Origin of the sequence: Diaphorobacter sp. HDW4A (genome assembly GCF_011305995.1) — a bacterium.
Classification (GTDB): domain Bacteria; phylum Pseudomonadota; class Gammaproteobacteria; order Burkholderiales; family Burkholderiaceae_C; genus Diaphorobacter_A.
Genome location: NZ_CP049910.1, coordinates 2,769,456 through 2,788,244 on the forward strand (window position 1 = coordinate 2,769,456; position 18,789 = coordinate 2,788,244).

Below are 18,789 nucleotides of genomic sequence, written 5' to 3' on the forward strand. Positions count from 1 at the left end.
CCATATCGCGACGGCCGGCTCAGAGAGGCTCGACATGCGCCAGATCAGGTCGCACGCACCATTCGGCAAATTCGTCCGCAAGCTGGCGTGCGGCCGCAACGCCCTGCTCCCACACTTTCACGCGGCCCGCGTTGTCGCTGAGGTAGTTCACAAAATCATTGCGGTCCGGCAGCTTTCCGTTGGGCAACGTCTTCACCCATTCGGGATCGGGTGCGAGCACCACCATGCGATCGAGCGCCGAGGTGGCGTGGTGGCGCGAGCGCCAGGCCTTGTCGAGCCAGCCGGGGATCACCTGCTTCTGGAAATGCGGATAGAGCACAACGCCATCCCGCTCGCCGCTCAGATAGCGCAGGTGCAGGTGGTAATCGGTGATACCGCCGTCCCAATACGCTCCACGCGGCGCACCAGGGATGTCGTGCACGGCCTTGAGCATGAACGGGATCGAGCAACTGGCCTGCACGGCCGGCATGAAATTGCGCTCGTCCAGTGCCACTTGCAACGTGCGGAAATCCTCGGCATCGAACGGCATCCTCGCGGGCTTGCCGCCGTCGAGCGAAGAAAACACCACGCGCTCCAGCCAATGTGCCAGTTGCTTGCGACTGAGCGCATTGCTCGCATAGGCGCCCAGATAACCAAGCGGCGTGGCAAGCCGACCTTCGCGCGCCAACAGGCCGCGCCCGTGTGAGGTGACCACATGCAGCCGATAGCGCGGATGGGCCAGCAGCGCCCGCACCTGAGTGCCGAAAAACGCCTGCAGGTTCTGCGCGAACCGTGCACTCACATGCTCGGCACTGGGCCGCTTGGCGCCGGATTCGATCTCGTATTCCTGATGGATGTAATCGTGCTCCAGCCGCTCGAACGCGCGCACCGTATCGGGCAGGCAGGCCGTCGCCATGCGCCACGCGCCGATGGAGCCGCCAATCAAATGCACAGGCTGTGCAGAGCGTGGCAGCCAATCGCCGAAGAGGAAACGATCCAGCGGTCCGAGGATCAGCCCCTTGGGGCCGCCTGCCGCCGCTGGAATCACGCGCACGATCTCGGGAGTGATACCACCGTGTTCGCGGATCTGCGCGAGTGCTGCGGGTCCGGCATAGATGCGCAATGCCTTCGTCGTCTGGCGCGTCATTCGTCCTCGGACTTGGGTTTCCAATTGATCGGATCCTGCTGCAGCACGGTGTCAATGTCCAGTCCGAGCGTCATGCCAATCTCGCCGGGATAGGTCACCGCAAGTTCGCGCTCGTTGAGCTGGGCCTCGCCCGCACGCGCGCGCCAGATCGCCAGATTCAACACGGCAGCCAGCGGCTCGTAGGCGTCATTATCCAGTGGATTGCCCTGATAGCACAACGCCTCTACCAGCACCTGAGGCAGTTGCCAGCGCTTGGCAAGCCCAGCGCTCACCTGTGCGTAGCTGAAGCCGAAAAGACGCGTTTCGAACTCCATGCGACGCAGATCGAACGGCCCGCAAAGCACGTTGATATTGTGGATGCGATCGACTTCGGAGCGGTGAATCACGAGCGTCCCGACCGCATGCAACAAGCCGGCGGTATAGGCCACCATCGGATTGAGGTGAACAATGCCCGCAAGAGATCGGGCGAGCCGTGCGGTCTCGAGACTGTAGCGCCAGAACTGCTGCAGATTCATGCCCGGAACGGAGCGTGCGGCCGTGCCCACAGGCGCCGCGGCAACCACCGCGCGCAGGGCGGAATTCGGTAGCAAAGCCAGCGCCTCGGGCACACCCATTACTTGGCGATGGGCGCCAAAACGCTCACCGTTGGCGATGCAAAGCAGCGCCGCCGTCAGACCAGGGTCGCTGCTGAAAAGAAAATTGAGGCGTGACAGATGAGGCTCTGGCGCCACCAATTCGGTCATCAGCAGCGCAACGGTGCGCGGCAGGCTGGGAACCACCAAAGAGTGGTCCAACGTCTCGGTCGCTGTGGCAGTCGCAGTCACCAGGCAAATGGGGTTGTAACAAACTGCCCTCGATTATCCACGCTGCCACAGGCCTTCCGTGAAATTGTTAACGCATGTTCACCATGTGCAACAGACCGGGGGAGCGGACTGTCGCAAACGATGACAATTTCTCGCGATTTCAGCGCTTGGTCTGTTGCAACTTTGCAAATGCCGAGGCCATGGCCGACTGCTGCGGCGCCTCATTGCCACGGCGCTGGGGCTGCGCATAACCACGTCCCGCACCTTCGAAGCGATTGTCGCGAGGACCATCGCGGCGGGCCGGTGCAGCGTCAAGCTTCATGGTCAGGCTGATGCGCTTGCGTGCCTCGTCCACTTCCATGACCTTGACCTTCACGATGTCGCCGGTCTTCACCACTTCGCGCGCGTCGGTAACGAACTTGTGGCTCAGTTGGCTCACGTGCACAAGGCCGTCCTGATGCACACCCAGATCGACGAACGCGCCAAACTGCGCGACGTTGCTCACTGTGCCTTCGAGGATCATGCCTTCCTTGAGGTCCTTGATGTCTTCAACGCCATCGTTGAAGCGCGCCACCTTGAAGTCGGGACGCGGATCTCGGCCCGGCTTTTCGAGTTCGCCCAGAATATCCTTCACCGTGATCACGCCGAACTTCTCGTTGGCGAACAACTCGGGCTTGAGCGTCTTGAGCATGTCGGCACGGCCCATGATTTCATTCACGGGCTTGCCTGTTTTCTCGATGATGTTCTCGACCACAGCATAGGTTTCGGGATGCACGCCGGTCATGTCGAGCGGGTTCTCTCCATCGCGAATGCGCAGAAAGCCTGCGGACTGCTCGAAGGTCTTGGCACCAAGGCCGCTCACGTCCATGAGCTGCTTGCGGCTCTTGAACGCGCCGTTCGATTCACGCCAGCGCACGACCGACTTGGCCACGCTCGACGACAAACCGGAAACGCGCGAGAGCAGTGGCACGCTGGCCGTGTTCAAGTCCACGCCCACGGAGTTCACGCAGTCCTCGACCACGGCTTCCAGCGTGCGCGCGAGCTCGCTCTGGTTCACATCATGCTGGTACTGACCCACGCCGATGCTCTTGGGCTCGATCTTCACGAGTTCGGCCAAGGGATCCTGCAGGCGACGTGCAATCGACGCCGCGCCGCGCAGGCTCACGTCCACATCGGGCATTTCCTGGGATGCGTATTCGCTCGCGGAGTAGACCGAGGCACCAGCCTCGCTCACCACCACTTTTTCGATGTGCTTGTCGGCCTTGGCGACCAGCTTGATCAGGTCGGCGGCGAGCTTGTCGGTCTCGCGGCTAGCCGTGCCGTTGCCAATGGCGATCAGGTTCACGCCGTGCTTTTCGACGAGCTTGGCCAGCGTGTGCAGCGAACCTTCCCAGTCCTTGCGCGGCTCGTGCGGAAAGACGGTGGCGGTCTCGACCAGCTTGCCAGTTGAATCAACCACCGCCACCTTCACGCCGGTACGGATGCCCGGGTCCAGCCCCATCACCACACGCGGGCCGGCGGGGGCCGCCAGCAGCAGGTCGCGAAGGTTGTCGGCGAACACCTTGATCGCGACCTTTTCTGCGTCTTCACGCAGGCGCGAGAACAGATCGCGCTCGGTCGAGAGGCTGAGCTTCACGCGCCAGGTCCAGGCCACGCATTTGCGCAGCAGATCGTCCGACTTGCGTGCGGCATGGCTCCACTCAAGATGGTTGGCGATGCGGCCTTCGGCGATGCTCGGCTTGCCCGGCTCGGGCTCGACCGGCAGCACCAGTTTGGCTTCGAGAACTTCCAGCGCGCGACCACGGAACACCGCGAGCGCACGGTGCGAGGGAACGCGGCCAATCGGCTCGTCGTATTCAAAATAATCGCGGAACTTGGCGACCTCGGGATCGCTTTCATTCTTGGAGTCGACCTTCTTGCTGCGCAACAAACCTTCGCTCCACAGCCATTCGCGCATACCCTGCACCAGCGCGGCGTCTTCGGCCCAGCGCTCGGAGAGGATGTCGCGCACGCCGTCAAGCACGGCGGGCACGGTGGAGAAATCTGCGCCGGGCTTGCCGTCGGGCAGCACTTCGGGGTCTTTCAGGAAGGCCTTGCCTTCTTCATTCGGATCGAGATCGGGATTGGCGAACAGCATGTCCGCCAGCGGCTCGATACCGAATTCCTTGGCAATCTGGCCCTTGGTGCGGCGCTTCTGCTTGAACGGCAGATAGATGTCCTCGAGCTCCTGCTTGGTCGGCGCGGCGGCGATGGCAGCGCGCAGCGCATCGGTCAGCTTGCCCTGCTCGTCGATGGCCTTGAGCACGGTGACGCGGCGCTCCTCAAGCTCGCGCAGATAGGACAGTCGCGCCTCAAGCTCACGCAGCTGGATATCGTCCAGACCGCCGGTCACTTCCTTGCGGTAGCGCGCGATGAACGGGACCGTGGCCCCGCCATCCAGCAGCTCGACAGCTGCGCGCACCTGAGATTCTGAAATTTTGATTTCTGCGGCCAACTGCCGTGTGATCTGCTGCATGAACTAACTTCGGTTCTCGCCGGAAAAACTCCGGATCGACTCCATTGGGGCAAAGAAAACGACAGAGTTTGCCACAGCGAGCAGACCACCCCGGCAAGGCACCGAATCCGGTGTGTCAGCAATCGTTTACGGGGGGCCGCCAGAGACGATTCGACCGGCTCAGCGGAAGGTGTAGTTCGCCTGGAACATCAGCCCCGAGTTGCCCAGCAGATTCAGTTGTGCGCCCCAATGGCTGTTGAAATTCCAACCCACCGCCGGGATGATGGTGACACCCCAGCCATGTTTGTTGTTGAGAGGAATCTTCTTGTTGTACGGGTACTTGTAACCGTGGATAACGCCACCCGTGAGCTTGAAATACAGCTGCTGGGTGCTGTCCAACGGACGGAAGACCCACCCGTAGTAGGCATACTGGCTGAACTGCCCAAAGGAGTTGCTGAACAGCGCCAGACCCGCCACATTGCGCTCGTTAAGTTGCTTTTCGGCGGTCACAAGCCAAACGTATTTGTGCTTCTCGTTGTCGGGCTCGAAGTCGTGTTCCTTCTTGGCATCCGAGAAATGGTAGGTGTACGGCGCATAGCCCACAGTCCAGCCGGCCAATGCGGAGGTACTTTCTGCAGCAACATCGTTGGCAGCAGCCCAGACGGGGAGCGAAGAGGTCAAAAGCAACCCGGCACAAATGGCGGGGCGCAGCACAGCAGGCAACATCATGGAGTTATAGGTTTTAGGTTCTGGAGACTACGGCAAGGACCTGACGCACTGAATCCACTGCTGTTATACGATTGATCCGCCAAACACCTGTAACTGAAACATCGAACGATTTCCAATTCGTGGCAGCCCATCGTCAACGAGCAAAACCAAAGATTTTTTGATTCAAAAGCTGAACAAAAGCTGAACACCATCCATGACACCCCTTCCCTTCGCCATCCGCACCGAATGCCCACCCGGCGCGTGCATCTGTGGGCGAGAGGCGCTGCTGCAAGCTCCAGATGCCGATCTGCGCGTGATGCGCCTTACTCGGGACGAAGAAAAGCGCCTATTGCAACGATTGGAAAATCTAGTGTCATTGCAGGATTTGCGACATCTGGAAGACAAGCTCCAAAAACAACTGGGAATCGGATTGACCATCCGCCTGAGCCCCCACGAGGTTCGCAGTCTGCGGGGTATTGCGATTTTGGTGAACGAGCAACCGGGTCTATGCAAGAAGACGCGCCAGTCCATTCCCGCCGCCATCAAGAAAAGCATGGAGCAGCACCCTGAAATCGCCTTCGAGCTGCTCAACAAAGGCGGCCTGTTCTCTTGAGCACCCTGGATCGATGATAAGTTCGTCGCGCAATGCAAGACCAAGACGATCTTTTTGGGACTCCCGAGGCGCCCACACCCACGCCGCCACGCGCCAAGGCCGCAAAAGCCGAGCCTGCGAACGAGCCTACGCCTGAGAAATCGGCCGCCCCACGCAAGGGCCGCCTTCAGCCCGCGCCATGCAGCGATGAGCTGCTCACGCTCGGCCAAGCGCTGCCCGCCACGGTGCGCTTGGGTACATCGTCGTGGAGCTATCCGGGCTGGGAAGGCCTGGTCTGGCAGAACGCACCATCCGAGCAGACGCTCGCCAAGAAGGGGCTCGAGATCTATGCCCAACACCCGCTGTTTCGCACCGTGAGCATCGACCGCAGTTTCTACCGCCCGCTCTCGGCCAGCGACTACGCACGCTACGCTGCGCAGGTGCCCGCCGATTTTCGGTTCATGGTCAAAGCCCCGAGCCTGCTAACCGACGCGCTGGTGCGTAGCGATGACGGGCGTGGCAAGGAGCCAAACATCGCCTTTCTGAGCCCTGAACTGGCGGTGCAGGAATTCATCACCCCGGCCATCGAGGGCCTGGGCCAGCATCTCGGCGCACTCGTCTTCCAGTTGAGCCCTCTGCCCTGGCATATGCTGGATCGTCTACCCGCAGTGATCGAACAACTGCGCACCATGCTCGGCGCCCTGCCCGCGCTGCAGCCCCACGCGCCGGATGGGGTGATTGCTGTCGAAGTGCGCGACCCGCAATGGCTCGCGCCCGACATGCTGCCGCTGTTCGCCGACGCCCTGCGCTCGGCCAATGCCACGTACTGTATCGGCCTGCACGCCAAGATGCCGCCGCTGGCCGAACAACTGGGTCTGCTGCGCCGGCTCTGGCCCGGCCCGCTCGTATGCCGCTGGAACCTGCACCCGATCCACGGCCCGTATGGCTACGCGGAAGCCGAAAAGCTGTATTCGCCCTACGACCGCATCCACCACGCCGAGCCCGCGCTGCATGCTGAACTCGCCCGGCTCACCCACACATTCGCATCGCACGGGCAGAACGCCTATATCGCTATCAGCAACCACGCGGAAGGCTGCGCGCCGCTGTCGGTGCAGAGTCTGGCGCGGGAGATCGTCCATCCATCGCAAGTTGAGGCTTGATCAAACGCCTCCAGCGCGCAGCGTCTCCAGATGAATACTGGTCTCCGAATGCCGGATGCCCTTGATGAGGCGGATGCGCTCGAGCGACTGGGACAGCTCGGCCAGCGAGCGCACCTGCAACTCGGCCAGCAGGTCCCATTGGCCGTTGGTGGCATGCAGGGCCTGCACAGCGGGCTCGCCGAGCAATGAGGCCGAGACGCGCCGCGCGTCGTTGCCTTCGATGGCGATGCTCATCCATGCGCGCAGGGCGCCAGTTTCGGCCTCGGGACGCAGGCGCACGGTGTAGCCAACGATCACGCCTGAGTCCTCGAGGCGGCGCAGCCGGTTGGTCACGGTCGCGCGCGACACTCCCAGCCGCGTGGCGAGCGTGGCGATGCTTTCGCGGGCATTGTGGCGCAGCAGGGCCAGCAACTGCTGATCGGTAGCGTCGAGACTGTGCATAGTGTCATTTTGGCGTGACAAATTGAGCAGCAAATCAGGTAAATCGCTCATATCAGCCTCTTCTGCTTGGTTCACTGCCGTGAGAACCTAGGGTTCATATCTAACGGAGCCCATCATGTCCGCCGTCCACACCGAATTCCTCAGCGCCAGCAACGCCGCGCAGCTCGTGGCCCGCACCGGAGTGGTCGAATGCCTGCGCCTGATGGCCGATGCCATCGAGGCCGATTTCGCGCGCTGGCAGGATTTCGACAAATCCGCCCGCGTCGGCGCGCATTCAGAGCATGGCGTGATCGAGCTGATGCCCGTGGCCGATGCGACGGACTATGCATTCAAGTACGTCAACGGTCATCCAAGCAACGCCCGGCACGGTCTGCCCACGGTGATGGCCTTCGGCGCGTTGGCCGACGTAGCGACGGGCGTGCCGCGCTTCGTGAGTGAACTGACACTGACCACGGCGCTGCGCACCGCCGCTACCTCGCTGATGGCCGCAAGGCGCCTCGCACGGTCAGACAGCCGCAGCATGGCGCTGATCGGCAACGGCTCGCAGAGTGAATTTCAGGCCTTGGCCTTTGTTGGGCTGCTCGGCGTGCGCGAGTTGCGGCTGTTTGACGTGGATACGGCCGCGTCAGCCAAGCTCCTGCGCAACATTGGGCCGGCGCTGGGCGAGTACGGTGCCAGTGCGCAGATCTGCGATTCGGCCGAAGACGCGGTGCGCGGAGCAGACATCGTCACCACACTCACCGCCAGCAAGGCGCGCGCAACCATCGTGGGCGCACAAATGCTCGCGCCCGGCATGCACCTCAACGCCGTAGGCGGAGATTGCCCGGGCAAAACGGAGCTTGCAGCTGCGGTGCTCACCAATGCCTCCGTGTTCGTCGAATACGAGCCACAGACGCGCGTGGAAGGCGATCTGCAGCAGATGCCAGCCGACTTTGCGGTGACCGAATTCTGGCGTGTGATTCAAGGTCTCGCACCGGGCCGCCGAGCCGACGACGAGATCACGGTATTCGACTCCGTCGGCTTCGCGCTCGAGGACTATTCAGCGCTGCGCACCATGCGTGAGCTGGGCAAGCAGGCCGGGCTGCTCGAATCCATCGAACTGATTCCTGCGTTGAAGGATCCCAAGGATCTGTTCGGGTCGCTGCGCCTCAGTGCCCGCCCCGTGCATTTGCGCCGCGCGTGATGCGCAGCGAGCTGCAACAGCCAGCGATCACCGCGCTGCCGGCAGCCAGACACAGTGCTACCGATTCGGCAAAGCCGTCATGCTGTGGCCATATCGCGAAAATCGCGGCGAGCAGTACCGCACCCAGCGTCTGACCGGTCAAGCGCGCCGTGCCCAGCATGCCGCTGGCCGCGCCACTGCGGTGCAACGGGGCAGAGCTCACTATGGTGTGATTGTTGGGAGATTGGAACAGCCCGAAACCCGCGCCACACAAGGCCATGCGCCACATCACGTTCCAATCGGCGGGATGATCGGGCATGAGTCCCAGTGCCAACAGGCCCGCAGCAAACAGCGCCATGCCGATGCCCCCAAGCAGTCCATCCTGAAAACGACCGATGAGCCGCCCGGCAATCGGCGCAAACACCACCGTCGCGAGCGGCCATGCCGTGATCACCATGCCGGCCTTCAGATGGCTGTAACCCAGCACCTCAAGCAGCAGATATGGCATGGCGAGAAAGCCGAGCATCTGCGCACAGAACGCGCTGACGGATGCGCCCATCGAGAGCGCGAAGACAGGAATGCGCAGCAGATCGACCGGAAACATCGGCGCCGCCAGATGCCATTGCCGGCGCACATAGACCACGCCCACGAGCAGACCTATGCCCAGCAGCACCAAGCCGCCCGCCAATGAACTCTGCCCACCACCCATGCGCACGCCCAGCTGCTCACCGCCGAGGAACAGCAGCGTGAACATCGTCACATTGAGGATCACATCGAGCACCGAAAAACGCGGACCTTTGCTCTCGGCAGGCGGGTTGGTGGGCAAGGCGCGCCGCCCAAGCCAGCATACGAACAGGCCGAGCGGCAGGTTCATTGCGAACAGCCAGGGCCAGGAGGCCACCGACAGAATCCCGGCCGCAATCGTCGGCCCAGCCATCGAGGCGGTCGCCACGACCACCGAATTGATCGCCATGCCGCGCCCCAGTTGGCTGCGCGGAAAAGTCAGGCGCACGAGGGCTGCATTCACACTCATCACCCCTGCGGCACCAAGGCCCTGCAGCGCGCGCGCCAGAATCAATGTTTCAAGGCTGCGCGCCAGCATTGCAGCGACGGACGCAATCGCAAACAGCCCCATGCCGACCAGATACACGCGCCGATACCCCAGCCGGTCGCCCAGCGCAGCCAGCGGCAGCAACAGCACCAGCGTGGCGAGCTGATAGGCGTTGACCACCCACACGGCATGCGCGGCGCTGACGTTGAGCTCCCGGCCAATATCAGGCAACGCCAGATTCATGATGCTCGAATCGAGCACCGCCAGCGCGATGCCGAGAATGATCACCAGCATGGACTGCCGACGCAGCGGCGTAGCCAAGCCATCGGCTGGCGCGGGCGCTGCGACTGGCTGGCGAGCGGATTCGGTCTTCAGACGGTCCATGGATCTCTTTGTTCTTGGGTTGCCCAGCCGATGAAGGCCCACTTGCGATGGTGGGGAACACCGTGGCAATGTGGTTGTCGATTCTAGGAAATCGCCTCGCAGAACGCTTGGCATTTCAGAACAGCCCGCAAACTCCGATGGTTACGCGTTTGACGAAGCCTGCACGCGCCATAGGCGAGGGCAAGGCGCGAAGCGCCTCAGGGGAGGTGTTCTTCTTACTCCCAGCGGGTACGACGCACCGCCCAGACTGTTGTCACACCGTAGATCACCATGCCCGCAAACACCAGCCAGAACAGCGGCTGGGCCGAGCCGCCACCGCTCTGCGCGAGCCACGCACCCACCACAGCCACCAGCACCAGGCGCGCCGATCCCGCGAGAATCGGCCCGAGTACATGGCCCGAGCCGAGCGAGGCGAAATACAGCGTCAACCCGAGGCCGAAGAACGCAAAGCCCGGCCCGGTCGTGCGCAGATAGAGGTCGGCATTGGCAAGCACCAGCGGATCGGTGCTGAACATGGCCGACCAGAGCGAGGGCACCAGCATCACGGTCAAGCCGAGCACCGCCAGCACCAGCGCCGACACGTAGCCCGCCGTCCACGCCACGCGGCGTGCGCGCGCCACCTGCCCCGCCCCGATGGCCATGCCGACCATGGGCACCGACGCTACGCCGATGCCGAAGGCAATCGGAATCAGCAGAAACTCCAGCCGCTGACCGATGCCGTAGCCCGCGAGTGCCTGCGGCCCGAAGCGCGCGACCAGCCCCGTCATGATCAACGCGGTAAGCACCGACTGCACCGGCGAGAGACAGGCGAACGCGCCCACCCGCAGGATGTCGCGGAACATGGGCCATGCAAAGCGCACGCTGCGCCAAGGAATCGGCAGAGCCTTCTGCCCCCATTGCAGATACGCAAGCAACACCACCGAACCCAGCCCCATCGCGATGATGTTGCCGAGCGCAATGCCCGTCATTCCCCAAGGCGGCATCGGACCGAGCCCAAGGCCGAGCGAGCCGCCGATCATGATCTGCAGCAGCGCCACGACCATCACCACCGTTGACGGCACGCGCATATTGCCGGTGCCGCGTACCACCGATGCCAGCGTGTTGCACAGCCACACCAGCATCGCGCCGCTGAACAGCACCTGCCCATAACGCACGGCCTCGAGGAGCACCTCGCCTTTGCCGCCCAGCAGTTGAAAAAACCACGGCCCACACAGCACGAAGAGCAGCGAATAGGCGACGCCCGCCCCTGCACCGATGGCCATCGCATGCAGCGCCAACGTGCCCGCGCGTTCGCGGTCGCCCGAGCCCAGTGCGCGGCTGATGGCCGACGACACACCGCCGCCCATCGCGCCGTTGCTCATCATCTGGGTGAGCATGGCAAACGGAAACACGATGGCCATGGCTGCCAGTGGAATCGTGCCGAGCCGCCCGACGTAGTAGGTCTCGGCAATACCGACCAGCACCGACGAGACCAGCGCCAGCACATTGGGCACGGCGAGGCGCAACAGTGTCGGAAGGATCGCCGCCTCAAGCAGTCGTGACGCGGGCGCAGATGTGGTCATTGAAAAGGTCTCAGAACAGCGGCAAGGTGCCGCCGGGGCACGCGCCTTCGATGGCCAGCATACGCAGCTTCTGCGTCGCACCGCCATGTGCGGAAAAGCCGCCGGTTCGGTCGCCAGCAGCCAAAATCCGATGGCAGGGAACCACCGGCGCAAACGGATTCGCCCCCAGCGCCTGCCCCACAGCGCGCGACAGATGCACATCACCGAGCTCGCGCGCAAGCTCGCCATAGGTGCGCGTGTCGCCCGGCGCAATGGCGCGCGCGAGGGCATAGACGCGGCACGCAAATTCAGGCACACCGCGCACGTCGAGTTCAATGTCGCGCAAATCAACGGGCTCGCCACGCAGCAGCGCCTGCACTCCATGCACCGCATCGGTGGCGGCCTGCGTCGAAGGCACGGCAAGCAGATCGCTCACCGGCTGATCGAGCGACAGCCCGCGCAGCAATCGCTCAAGCGTGCGCGCCACATCGGGCTCGGGCAACTGCACGGCGACGATGCCCGCATCCGACCAGGCCAGCGCGCAGTCGCCGATCTCCGTCGCGAAATGGCGCACGCCCAGTGGCGCCGGTCGTGCGTTGCGGGCGATGGGCGGCGCGCTCATAGTCATCAGGCGTTCGGGATGTTCGAGGTGCCAAGCAACTGCTCGCGCAGTTGTTCACGCAGATGCGGCCGCGCGGCGAACGGGTCGCTCGGGTTGCGGGTTTGCAGAATGTCTTCCATGCGCGTCTGCACCGCGCCAATCGCCTGCGGATGGCTGTAGATATAGAACTGGTTGGCGGCCACGGCATCGAAGACTTTCTTCGCCACATCCTCAGCCGAGACCTTGCCGCTCGCCACCGCCTTGTCGAGCATCTGCGTGCCCACCTGCTGGCTGCGCGTCGCCTCGGTCGCAGCCAGCGCATCGGGCCGATGGCGCTCACTCTTGCCGATGCCCGTGGGCACAAAATACGGACACAACACGCTCGCGCCGATCTGTTCGGTCACGAGTTGCAGATCCTGATACAGCGTCTCAGACAGCGCCACCACCGCGTGTTTGCTGACGTTGTAGACACCGAGATTCGGCGTAGCCAGCAGCCCCGCCATGCTGGCCGTGTTGACGATATGGCCGCGCCAGTTCGCATCGCCGCGCGCGGCCGCCAGCATCATTGGCGTGAACACCCGCACCCCATTGGCCACCCCGCGCAGATTCACGCCGAGCACCCAATCCCATTCCCGCGCCGAAGTCTCCCAGATCAGCCCCGCAGCACCCACTCCCGCGTTGTTGAACACCAGATGCGGCGCCCCAAAGCGCTCCAGCACTGCAGCGCCCAACGCGTCCATCTCGTCCGCACCGGACACATCCACCCGCCGAGCAAGAACATTCGCTCCCAACGCTCGAAGCTCGGCCTCGGCAGCCGCCAGCGGCTCGGCCTGCACATCGACCAACACCAGATTCATTTCCAAACGCGCACCGATGCGCGCGCACTCCAGCCCAAAACCCGAAGCTGCCCCCGTCAACACAGCCGTCTTGCCCGCAAAATTCTCGATCATCGAAAAGTCTCCAACTTCAAAAAGCCACTCCCCGCCCCGCGCGAAGCGCCTCAACCCAACGCAGCGATCAAACCGCCTGAACCCACCACCACAACGCCAAGACAGCCCCTCAGGCCAGGCGTCTCACGCGCAGACAGTACTCCCGTACGGCAAGCGTGAGCAACGACGCATGAGGGGCTGTATTGGCGCCCCCAAACGACCAATCAATCGAAGCCGAACAGGCTTCGTACAAACAAAACCCAAAGAATCAAAGCAAAAAATCAAAGCGCCTTCATCACATAGCCAACGCGGGGAAAGTGAACGTGTATGTTGCCTACTCGGGCGTCGACACGGGCGAGCGTGTAGCGCGTGCGGGTGGCGGCAATCAGCTTGCCGATGGTGGGCTCCACCCCAAAGCTCGCCGCCGAAATCGCCACCTTGCTGCCCAGCTCAATCCCGTGATCATCGAGAAACACCTCATGCTCCGGCAACGCAGCAGGCTCGGCACTAGCCGCCACCGTCAGCGCCTCAGGCATCGACAGCTTCTCCATACGCCCCACGCCGAGCGTGGCGATGCGATCCATCCAGGTGAGCACTTGCGGCGTGGCGTCAAAGATGTTCGCCAGATTCGGCGTGGCAATGCGCGTGAACCACAGCGGGTGATAGACGGCAAAGTCCGCGATGCAGGGCTGATCGCCGAGCAGGTACACATTCTCGTCGAGCATGCTGCCAATGCGCCGCAGGTCGGAGCGGTAGTTCACCGCCGCTTCGGGCGCATTCATCAGCGGAAAGCCCATGGCCTTGCGGTCGTTCACAAAAGTCTCGGCCAGCGAGCGATCTGCGTTCGCGAACAGCACCTGCAGGCCGTGCGGCTGGAAGTTGTACGACATGGCCGCCCAGAACATCTGTTCGTCGGCCCATTGCGCCACCACGCGCGACAGTCCCTTGCGGTGCTCGGGATAGAGCGTGGGCGTGCTCTCGTGGTGTTCGAGCACGTCGCAGATCAGCGCGGTGTCGCAATAGATGTCGGCACCGATCTGCAGGTACGGCGTGCGCCGGTATCCGCCGGTGAGCGCCTCGACATCGGGCTTGGGCATGAAGCCCGGCACGATCACCGATTTCCAAGCCAGTTGCTTGTAGCCCATGATCGTCCGGATCTTGTGCGAGAACGGGGACATGGGGTAGTGGTGCAGTATCAGTTCGCTCACGATGTCGTCTCCTTGTTTGTAGTTGGTTCTCGGAATCAGAGCAGCACAATGGGCTATCGGCAACGCCGTTCAGCCACTTTCACGGGACGTACAGCATCTCCACATGCGGGATACCGTCCTCCAGATATTCATCCGAAACCGTTTGAAATCCCAGCCCGCCATACATGCGCTGCAGATGCGCCTGCGCGCTGATGCGGATGGACTGATCAGGAAACACGCGCGCGATCTGCGCAATGCCTTCGCTCACCAGTTCCAGCCCGATGCCCAGACCACGAATCTCGGGCGCACAGACGACGCGGCCCATCGCCGCCTCGGGATAGATCACGCCCGGCCCGTTGATCCGCAGCGTCGCAAGCAACGCATCGCCATGGCTTGAGGCGGGTGCGCGGCCGAGCAGGTGCCAAGACCGCTTGTCATATTCATCAGGGTCCTGATAAGGCCCTTGCTCCAGAATGAAAACCCGGCAGCGCAGGGCAAGCGCGTCGTGCAGTTCGTGCGGCGTCAGGTCCTCGAATTGCTTCCAGGTCCATTGCATAGGCAGGCGTGTCGTCATGTCGAGTACTCCTTGCCTTGCGTTCAATCGGTGGCGACAGGCGCCTGCTTGCCGTCCAGCTTGTTGCGCGGCACATAGCGAAAGGTTCCAGTCGCCATAGTGCAGAGCTCGCCCTCAGCGTCGTAGATCCAGCCTTCGACGAAGGCCATGGACTTCGTGCGGCGCAGCCGCCGCGCCTTGGCCACCAGCGGCCCCTTGGCGGGGGCCATGAAGGTGGATTTCATCTCGATGGTGACGATGCCGTGGTCCTCCACGTCACTGCGCGCGGCCACCGACAGAGCCACATCGAGCAGCGTCATCGACGCGCCGCCGTGCGTCACGCCATGCGAATTCAGATGCTCTGGCTTGGGCGTGTAATGAAGTTCGGATTCGCCGTTTTCCATGCGGTGCAGCGTGAAGCCCAGCAGGTTCACGAAAGGGATGTCGGCGCGAAAGTTCAGCACGGAAAGTCTCCAGAAAAATCAGTGTCAGCAAAGATGTGCACAAGCATATCTGCTTGGCAGCAGCTCCGCTGACGACGCCCTCATTCGACTCAACCGCCCAGCACCGCGCTCACCCCGCCGTCGGCTGCCATCCATTGGCCGGTGATGTGCTTGCCAGCGTCGCTCGCGAGCAGCAGCGTCAGGCCCTTCAGATCCTCGTCGTCGCCGAGGCGGCGCAGCGGCGCTCCCTCGCACATTTTTTCTTCGCCGATGGTGTCGATCAGCACCGACGCCATCCTGGTGCGGAAGAATCCCGGGCAGATGCAGTTGACGCGCACGCCGCGCGGTCCCCACTCTGCCGCAAGCGCGCGTGTGAAGTTGATCACCGCGCCCTTGGAGGTGTTGTAGGCAATGGTCTTCATGTCCACTGGATTGCCGCCCAGCCCCGCGATCGACGCCAGATTGATGATGCTGCCCTTGCCGCGCGGCAGCATGCTGCGCTTGCCGATCTGCTGGCTCAGCAGGAAATAGCCACGGATGTTCAGGTTCATCACCTTGTCCCAGGCGTCCACCGGATAGTCCTCGGCCGCCGCGCCCCAGGACGCGCCCGCGTTGTTGATGAGGATATCGATGTCGCCCACGCGCTCCAGCGCCTCGTCGGCCAGGCGGGCTATGTCGGCCTCCTTGGCGCAGTCGGCCGCGATCCAACGCGCGTCGATACCCTTGTCCGCGAGCGTGGCCACGGCCTCTTCCAGATCAGCCGCCTTGCGCGAGGTGATCACCACCCTGGCCCCGGCTTCGCCGAGCGCCTGCGCCATCTGCAGACCCAGCCCGCGCGATCCGCCGGTCACCAGCGCTGTACGGCCTTCGAGATTGAATAGTTCTTGCACCGTGCGCGACATGGCGGAGTCCCCTCTGAATGAATTGGTGGAAAATGAAAGGCCATTGTCCAAGGCTCGCCTCCACTGCCATGTCGCATTGGCGATTCCCAGAGGCTCCCCAGACGTTGAATATCACCCGGCAGGCGGTCGGAATGCCCGCTCTGCTACTGTTATGACCATGCAAGACTCCACGACCGTGACATCGCAGTCCGCCCACCAAAGCGGCATCTTCCAACCCATTCCGCCACTGGCCCGCTATGCTTTCTTTTCGATAGCACAAAGCACCGATGCGACGGCGCTCAAGACGGCACTCCAGCGCCTGCAGTCGGTGGTCGATGGCGAAACCGTCGTCGCCGCCCTCGGTCCGCAACTGGTGAACACGCTAACGGCCAATGTGCCCGGCCTGCGCGAGTTCCCTGTGCTCACCAGCCCCGACGGCCTCGTCATCCCTTCCACGCCCGCCGCGCTGATGCTGTGGCTGCGCGGCAGCGACATGGGTGATCTGGCCAACCGCACCCGCGCACTCGAAAAGCTGCTCGCGCCTGCGTTCGGCGTGGGCGTCGTAGTCGACGCCTTCCGCCACGGCGACCCCGAGGCCGCCCATGGCCGTGACCTGACCGACTACGAGGACGGCACCGAAAACCCCGAAGGCGAAGAAGCCGAAGCCGCCGCCTTCGTGCAGAACACCGCGCCTGGACTCGACGGTTCGAGCTTCGTCGCCGTGCAGCGCTGGCTGCACAACTTTGCAACCTTCGAATCCTTCAGTACCGAAGAGCGCGACCACATCATGGGCCGCCGCCTCACCGACAACGAAGAGCTCGAGGATGCCCCCGAATCCGCCCACGTCAAACGCACCGCTCAGGAGAGCTTCGAGCCCGAGGCCTTCGTTCTGCGCCGTTCCATGCCTTGGCTGCAGCACGAGCAAGGCCGCGACGCGAGCGGCCTGATGTTCGCGGCCTACGGCAAATCACTTGATGCCTTCGAAGCCCAGATGCGCCGTATGGCGGGGCTTGACGATGGCATCACCGATGGCCTGCTGCGCTTTTCCAAGCCCCTTACCGGCGCCTACCTGTGGTGCCCGCCGATGCGCAATGGTCAGCTCGATCTGCGTCTGCTGAGCATTTAAAATCAGTCCATCAATCCAACGCAGTGTGTTCACACGCACTGCGTTTTTTGTTTTCCCGATTCCCATCGCGCCCACTCCATGCAAGCCCTGCTCGACGCCATCCGCCACATGCTCCGCACCGAGGACGCCACGCGCCTCTTTCACGGTCGCGGCGGCATGCATCCGGGCTGCGAGCATCTGTCGCTGGATGCGTTTCCGCCCGTGCTGGTGCTCACCAGTTTTGCGGAGCTGGATGACGCGAGCGTTGCTGCCATCGGCGAGGCGCTTGAAGCGCGCTGGACCGAGATCGCACCGGGCGAGCCGCTCAACTGGGTGCTGCAGATCCGCCTCGTGGGGGGGCAGGGCAGCACGCGGATCATGAGCGGCAGCGTGCCCGAGCCGCATGTCGTCACCGAGGCCGGAACGCGCTACGGCGTGCATGTGGCGCGCGGGCAGAACCACGGCCTGTTTCTCGACATGGCGGCCGGACGCCAATGGGTGCGCGAGCATGTGGCCGCGCATACCACGCGTGAGCGCGGTTTCAAGGTGCTCAACCTCTTCGCCTACACCTGCGCGTTCTCGGTCGTCGCGATGCAGGCCGGGGCCACGCAGGTCGTCAACATGGACATGAGCCGTGGCGCGCTCTCCATCGGCCAGCAAAACCATCGCTTGAACGACGTGAACAAGGGCGCGAGTTTTCTCGCGCACGACATCTTCTCGAGCTGGGGCAAGATCACACGCGGCGGGCCTTACGACCTCGTCATCATGGACCCGCCGAGCTACCAGAAAGGCAGCTTCGTCGCGACCAAGGACTACGCGCGCCTCGTGCGCCGCCTGCCCGATCTGATCCCTCCCGGCGGCCATGCGCTCATCTGCCTGAATGCGCCTGAGTTGCCCGCATCCTTTGTGCACGAGCACATGCAGGCCGAAGCGCCGGAATTTGAATTCATGGAGCGCGTAGCCAACCCGCCGGTGTTCGCGGACCGCGATCCCGAGCGCGCGCTCAAGGTGCTCGTCTACCGCAGACAGCGCACGGCCGACACTGTTCTGTCATAAGATTTCCGCGCGAGCTCATGCAAAAAACAGTTCGCGTGCAAAGGCGATGCTTGCTATCATCGACACGCTTTTGCTGAACGCTCTCGATCCTTCCACGCACACCGCATGAACCTGCTGCACCGCATCCGCCAACTGGCATCCGGCCTTCTCGGTCGGTCGATGCTGGCATGGCTGCTGCTGTCGCTGGGCGCGGCGTCTGCGGCTCCGCTGGTGCATCCGCAGAGCATGGAAATCGTCTGCACGAGCATGGGCGACATCCGCCTCGTCGTCACCTTGGACGATGGCGCACAGGCCATGGACGCATCGCACTGGGAATGCGCGATGTGCCTGCCATTCACCGCACCACCCAGCACGCCGGTCGTGGCGGTCGATCCACCACCCTCCCCATATGCCCATGCGCTTCAGCCTGTTGAAGCCGCACGCATTGCCGGCATCACCGCCGCACCACCTCCGGCCCGAGGGCCGCCCCGTCTCGCCTGAAATCTCTTTCCTTGACACGCTGATCGTTGACTGTGTTCGCACTCAACTCGCTTGAGCGCAACCGTTCGCGCGTGTCCTGCACACGGATTTCC

19 protein-coding genes are annotated in these 18,789 nt (G+C 63.2%); 6 read left to right on the top strand and 13 right to left on the bottom strand.

Features of this window, described 5'->3' with window-relative positions:
- Positions 1-19: 19 nt before the first annotated feature.
- From G7047_RS12535 to G7047_RS12550, 4 genes are all read right to left on the bottom strand, one after another.
- On the bottom strand, positions 20-1,126 hold the full coding sequence (locus G7047_RS12535) for a phospholipase (RefSeq protein ID WP_166305713.1): 1,107 nt from the start codon (positions 1,124-1,126) through the stop codon (positions 20-22).
- Positions 1,123-1,908, bottom strand: coding sequence for an HDOD domain-containing protein (locus G7047_RS12540; protein WP_256376842.1), 786 nt, complete (start codon positions 1,906-1,908; stop codon positions 1,123-1,125). Before G7047_RS12540 ends, G7047_RS12535 begins: the two co-directional genes overlap by 4 nt.
- 181 nt (positions 1,909-2,089) lie before the next feature.
- Complete coding sequence (locus G7047_RS12545; RefSeq protein ID WP_166305716.1) at positions 2,090-4,444, bottom strand: Tex family protein; 2,355 nt, start codon at positions 4,442-4,444, stop codon at positions 2,090-2,092.
- Between the two features lie 159 nt (positions 4,445-4,603).
- The gene (locus tag G7047_RS12550; RefSeq protein WP_166305719.1) at positions 4,604-5,152 is read right to left on the bottom strand and encodes a hypothetical protein; all 549 of its coding nucleotides are present in this window, start codon (positions 5,150-5,152) and stop codon (positions 4,604-4,606) included.
- Positions 5,153-5,345: 193 nt separating this feature from the next.
- Here G7047_RS12550 and G7047_RS12555 point away from each other — a divergent pair, with 193 nt between their 5' ends.
- Both G7047_RS12555 and G7047_RS12560 read left to right on the top strand, forming a co-directional pair.
- The gene (locus G7047_RS12555; protein WP_166305722.1) at positions 5,346-5,744 is read left to right on the top strand and encodes a hypothetical protein; all 399 of its coding nucleotides are present in this window, start codon (positions 5,346-5,348) and stop codon (positions 5,742-5,744) included.
- A 32-nt stretch (positions 5,745-5,776) separates the two neighbouring features.
- Positions 5,777-6,883: a DUF72 domain-containing protein gene (locus G7047_RS12560; protein WP_166305725.1), complete on the top strand. Its 1,107-nt coding sequence runs from the start codon at positions 5,777-5,779 to the stop codon at positions 6,881-6,883.
- Here G7047_RS12560 and G7047_RS12565 read toward each other — a convergent pair whose 3' ends face one another.
- Entirely contained in the window at positions 6,884-7,375 is a 492-nt protein-coding gene (locus G7047_RS12565) for an Lrp/AsnC family transcriptional regulator (protein WP_240939472.1), read from the bottom strand.
- A gap of 64 nt (positions 7,376-7,439) precedes the next feature.
- Here G7047_RS12565 and G7047_RS12570 point away from each other — a divergent pair, with 64 nt between their 5' ends.
- On the top strand, positions 7,440-8,507 hold the full coding sequence (locus tag G7047_RS12570) for an ornithine cyclodeaminase (protein WP_166305728.1): 1,068 nt from the start codon (positions 7,440-7,442) through the stop codon (positions 8,505-8,507).
- Here G7047_RS12570 and G7047_RS12575 read toward each other — a convergent pair.
- The 8 genes from G7047_RS12575 to G7047_RS12610 form a co-directional block, all read right to left on the bottom strand.
- Positions 8,473-9,921: an MFS transporter gene (locus G7047_RS12575; protein WP_240939473.1), complete on the bottom strand. Its 1,449-nt coding sequence runs from the start codon at positions 9,919-9,921 to the stop codon at positions 8,473-8,475. The genes G7047_RS12570 and G7047_RS12575 overlap by 35 nt on opposite strands.
- A gap of 215 nt (positions 9,922-10,136) precedes the next feature.
- Complete coding sequence (locus tag G7047_RS12580) at positions 10,137-11,483, bottom strand: MATE family efflux transporter (RefSeq protein WP_166305731.1); 1,347 nt, start codon at positions 11,481-11,483, stop codon at positions 10,137-10,139.
- Between the two features lie 10 nt (positions 11,484-11,493).
- A complete protein-coding gene (locus tag G7047_RS12585; protein WP_166305734.1) occupies positions 11,494-12,090 on the bottom strand; it encodes a methylated-DNA--[protein]-cysteine S-methyltransferase in 597 nt (198 codons plus the stop codon).
- Positions 12,090-13,013, bottom strand: a complete 924-nt coding sequence (locus G7047_RS12590; protein ID WP_166305737.1) for an SDR family oxidoreductase — start codon at positions 13,011-13,013, stop codon at positions 12,090-12,092. The genes G7047_RS12585 and G7047_RS12590 overlap by 1 nt, the downstream gene beginning before the upstream one ends.
- 260 nt (positions 13,014-13,273) lie before the next feature.
- Positions 13,274-14,200 carry a glutathione S-transferase family protein gene (locus G7047_RS12595; RefSeq protein WP_166305740.1) on the bottom strand — a complete coding sequence of 309 codons (927 nt, stop codon included), beginning with the start codon at positions 14,198-14,200 and terminating at the stop codon, positions 13,274-13,276.
- 79 nt (positions 14,201-14,279) lie between these two features.
- A complete protein-coding gene (locus tag G7047_RS12600) occupies positions 14,280-14,753 on the bottom strand; it encodes a GNAT family N-acetyltransferase (RefSeq protein ID WP_240939474.1) in 474 nt (157 codons plus the stop codon).
- Between the two features lie 23 nt (positions 14,754-14,776).
- The gene (locus G7047_RS12605) at positions 14,777-15,196 is read right to left on the bottom strand and encodes a PaaI family thioesterase (protein ID WP_166305743.1); all 420 of its coding nucleotides are present in this window, start codon (positions 15,194-15,196) and stop codon (positions 14,777-14,779) included.
- 89 nt (positions 15,197-15,285) lie between these two features.
- A complete protein-coding gene (locus G7047_RS12610; protein WP_166305746.1) occupies positions 15,286-16,077 on the bottom strand; it encodes an SDR family oxidoreductase in 792 nt (263 codons plus the stop codon).
- A 157-nt stretch (positions 16,078-16,234) separates the two neighbouring features.
- Between G7047_RS12610 and G7047_RS12615 the strand changes: the two genes are divergently transcribed.
- The 3 genes from G7047_RS12615 to G7047_RS12625 all read left to right on the top strand — a co-directional run bounded on the left by G7047_RS12615 (position 16,235) and on the right by G7047_RS12625 (position 18,697).
- Positions 16,235-17,182, top strand: coding sequence for a Dyp-type peroxidase (locus G7047_RS12615; protein ID WP_166305749.1), 948 nt, complete (start codon positions 16,235-16,237; stop codon positions 17,180-17,182).
- A gap of 78 nt (positions 17,183-17,260) precedes the next feature.
- On the top strand, positions 17,261-18,217 hold the full coding sequence (locus tag G7047_RS12620) for a class I SAM-dependent methyltransferase (protein WP_166305752.1): 957 nt from the start codon (positions 17,261-17,263) through the stop codon (positions 18,215-18,217).
- A gap of 105 nt (positions 18,218-18,322) precedes the next feature.
- Complete coding sequence (locus tag G7047_RS12625) at positions 18,323-18,697, top strand: hypothetical protein (protein WP_166305755.1); 375 nt, start codon at positions 18,323-18,325, stop codon at positions 18,695-18,697.
- Positions 18,698-18,789 lie beyond the last annotated feature (92 nt).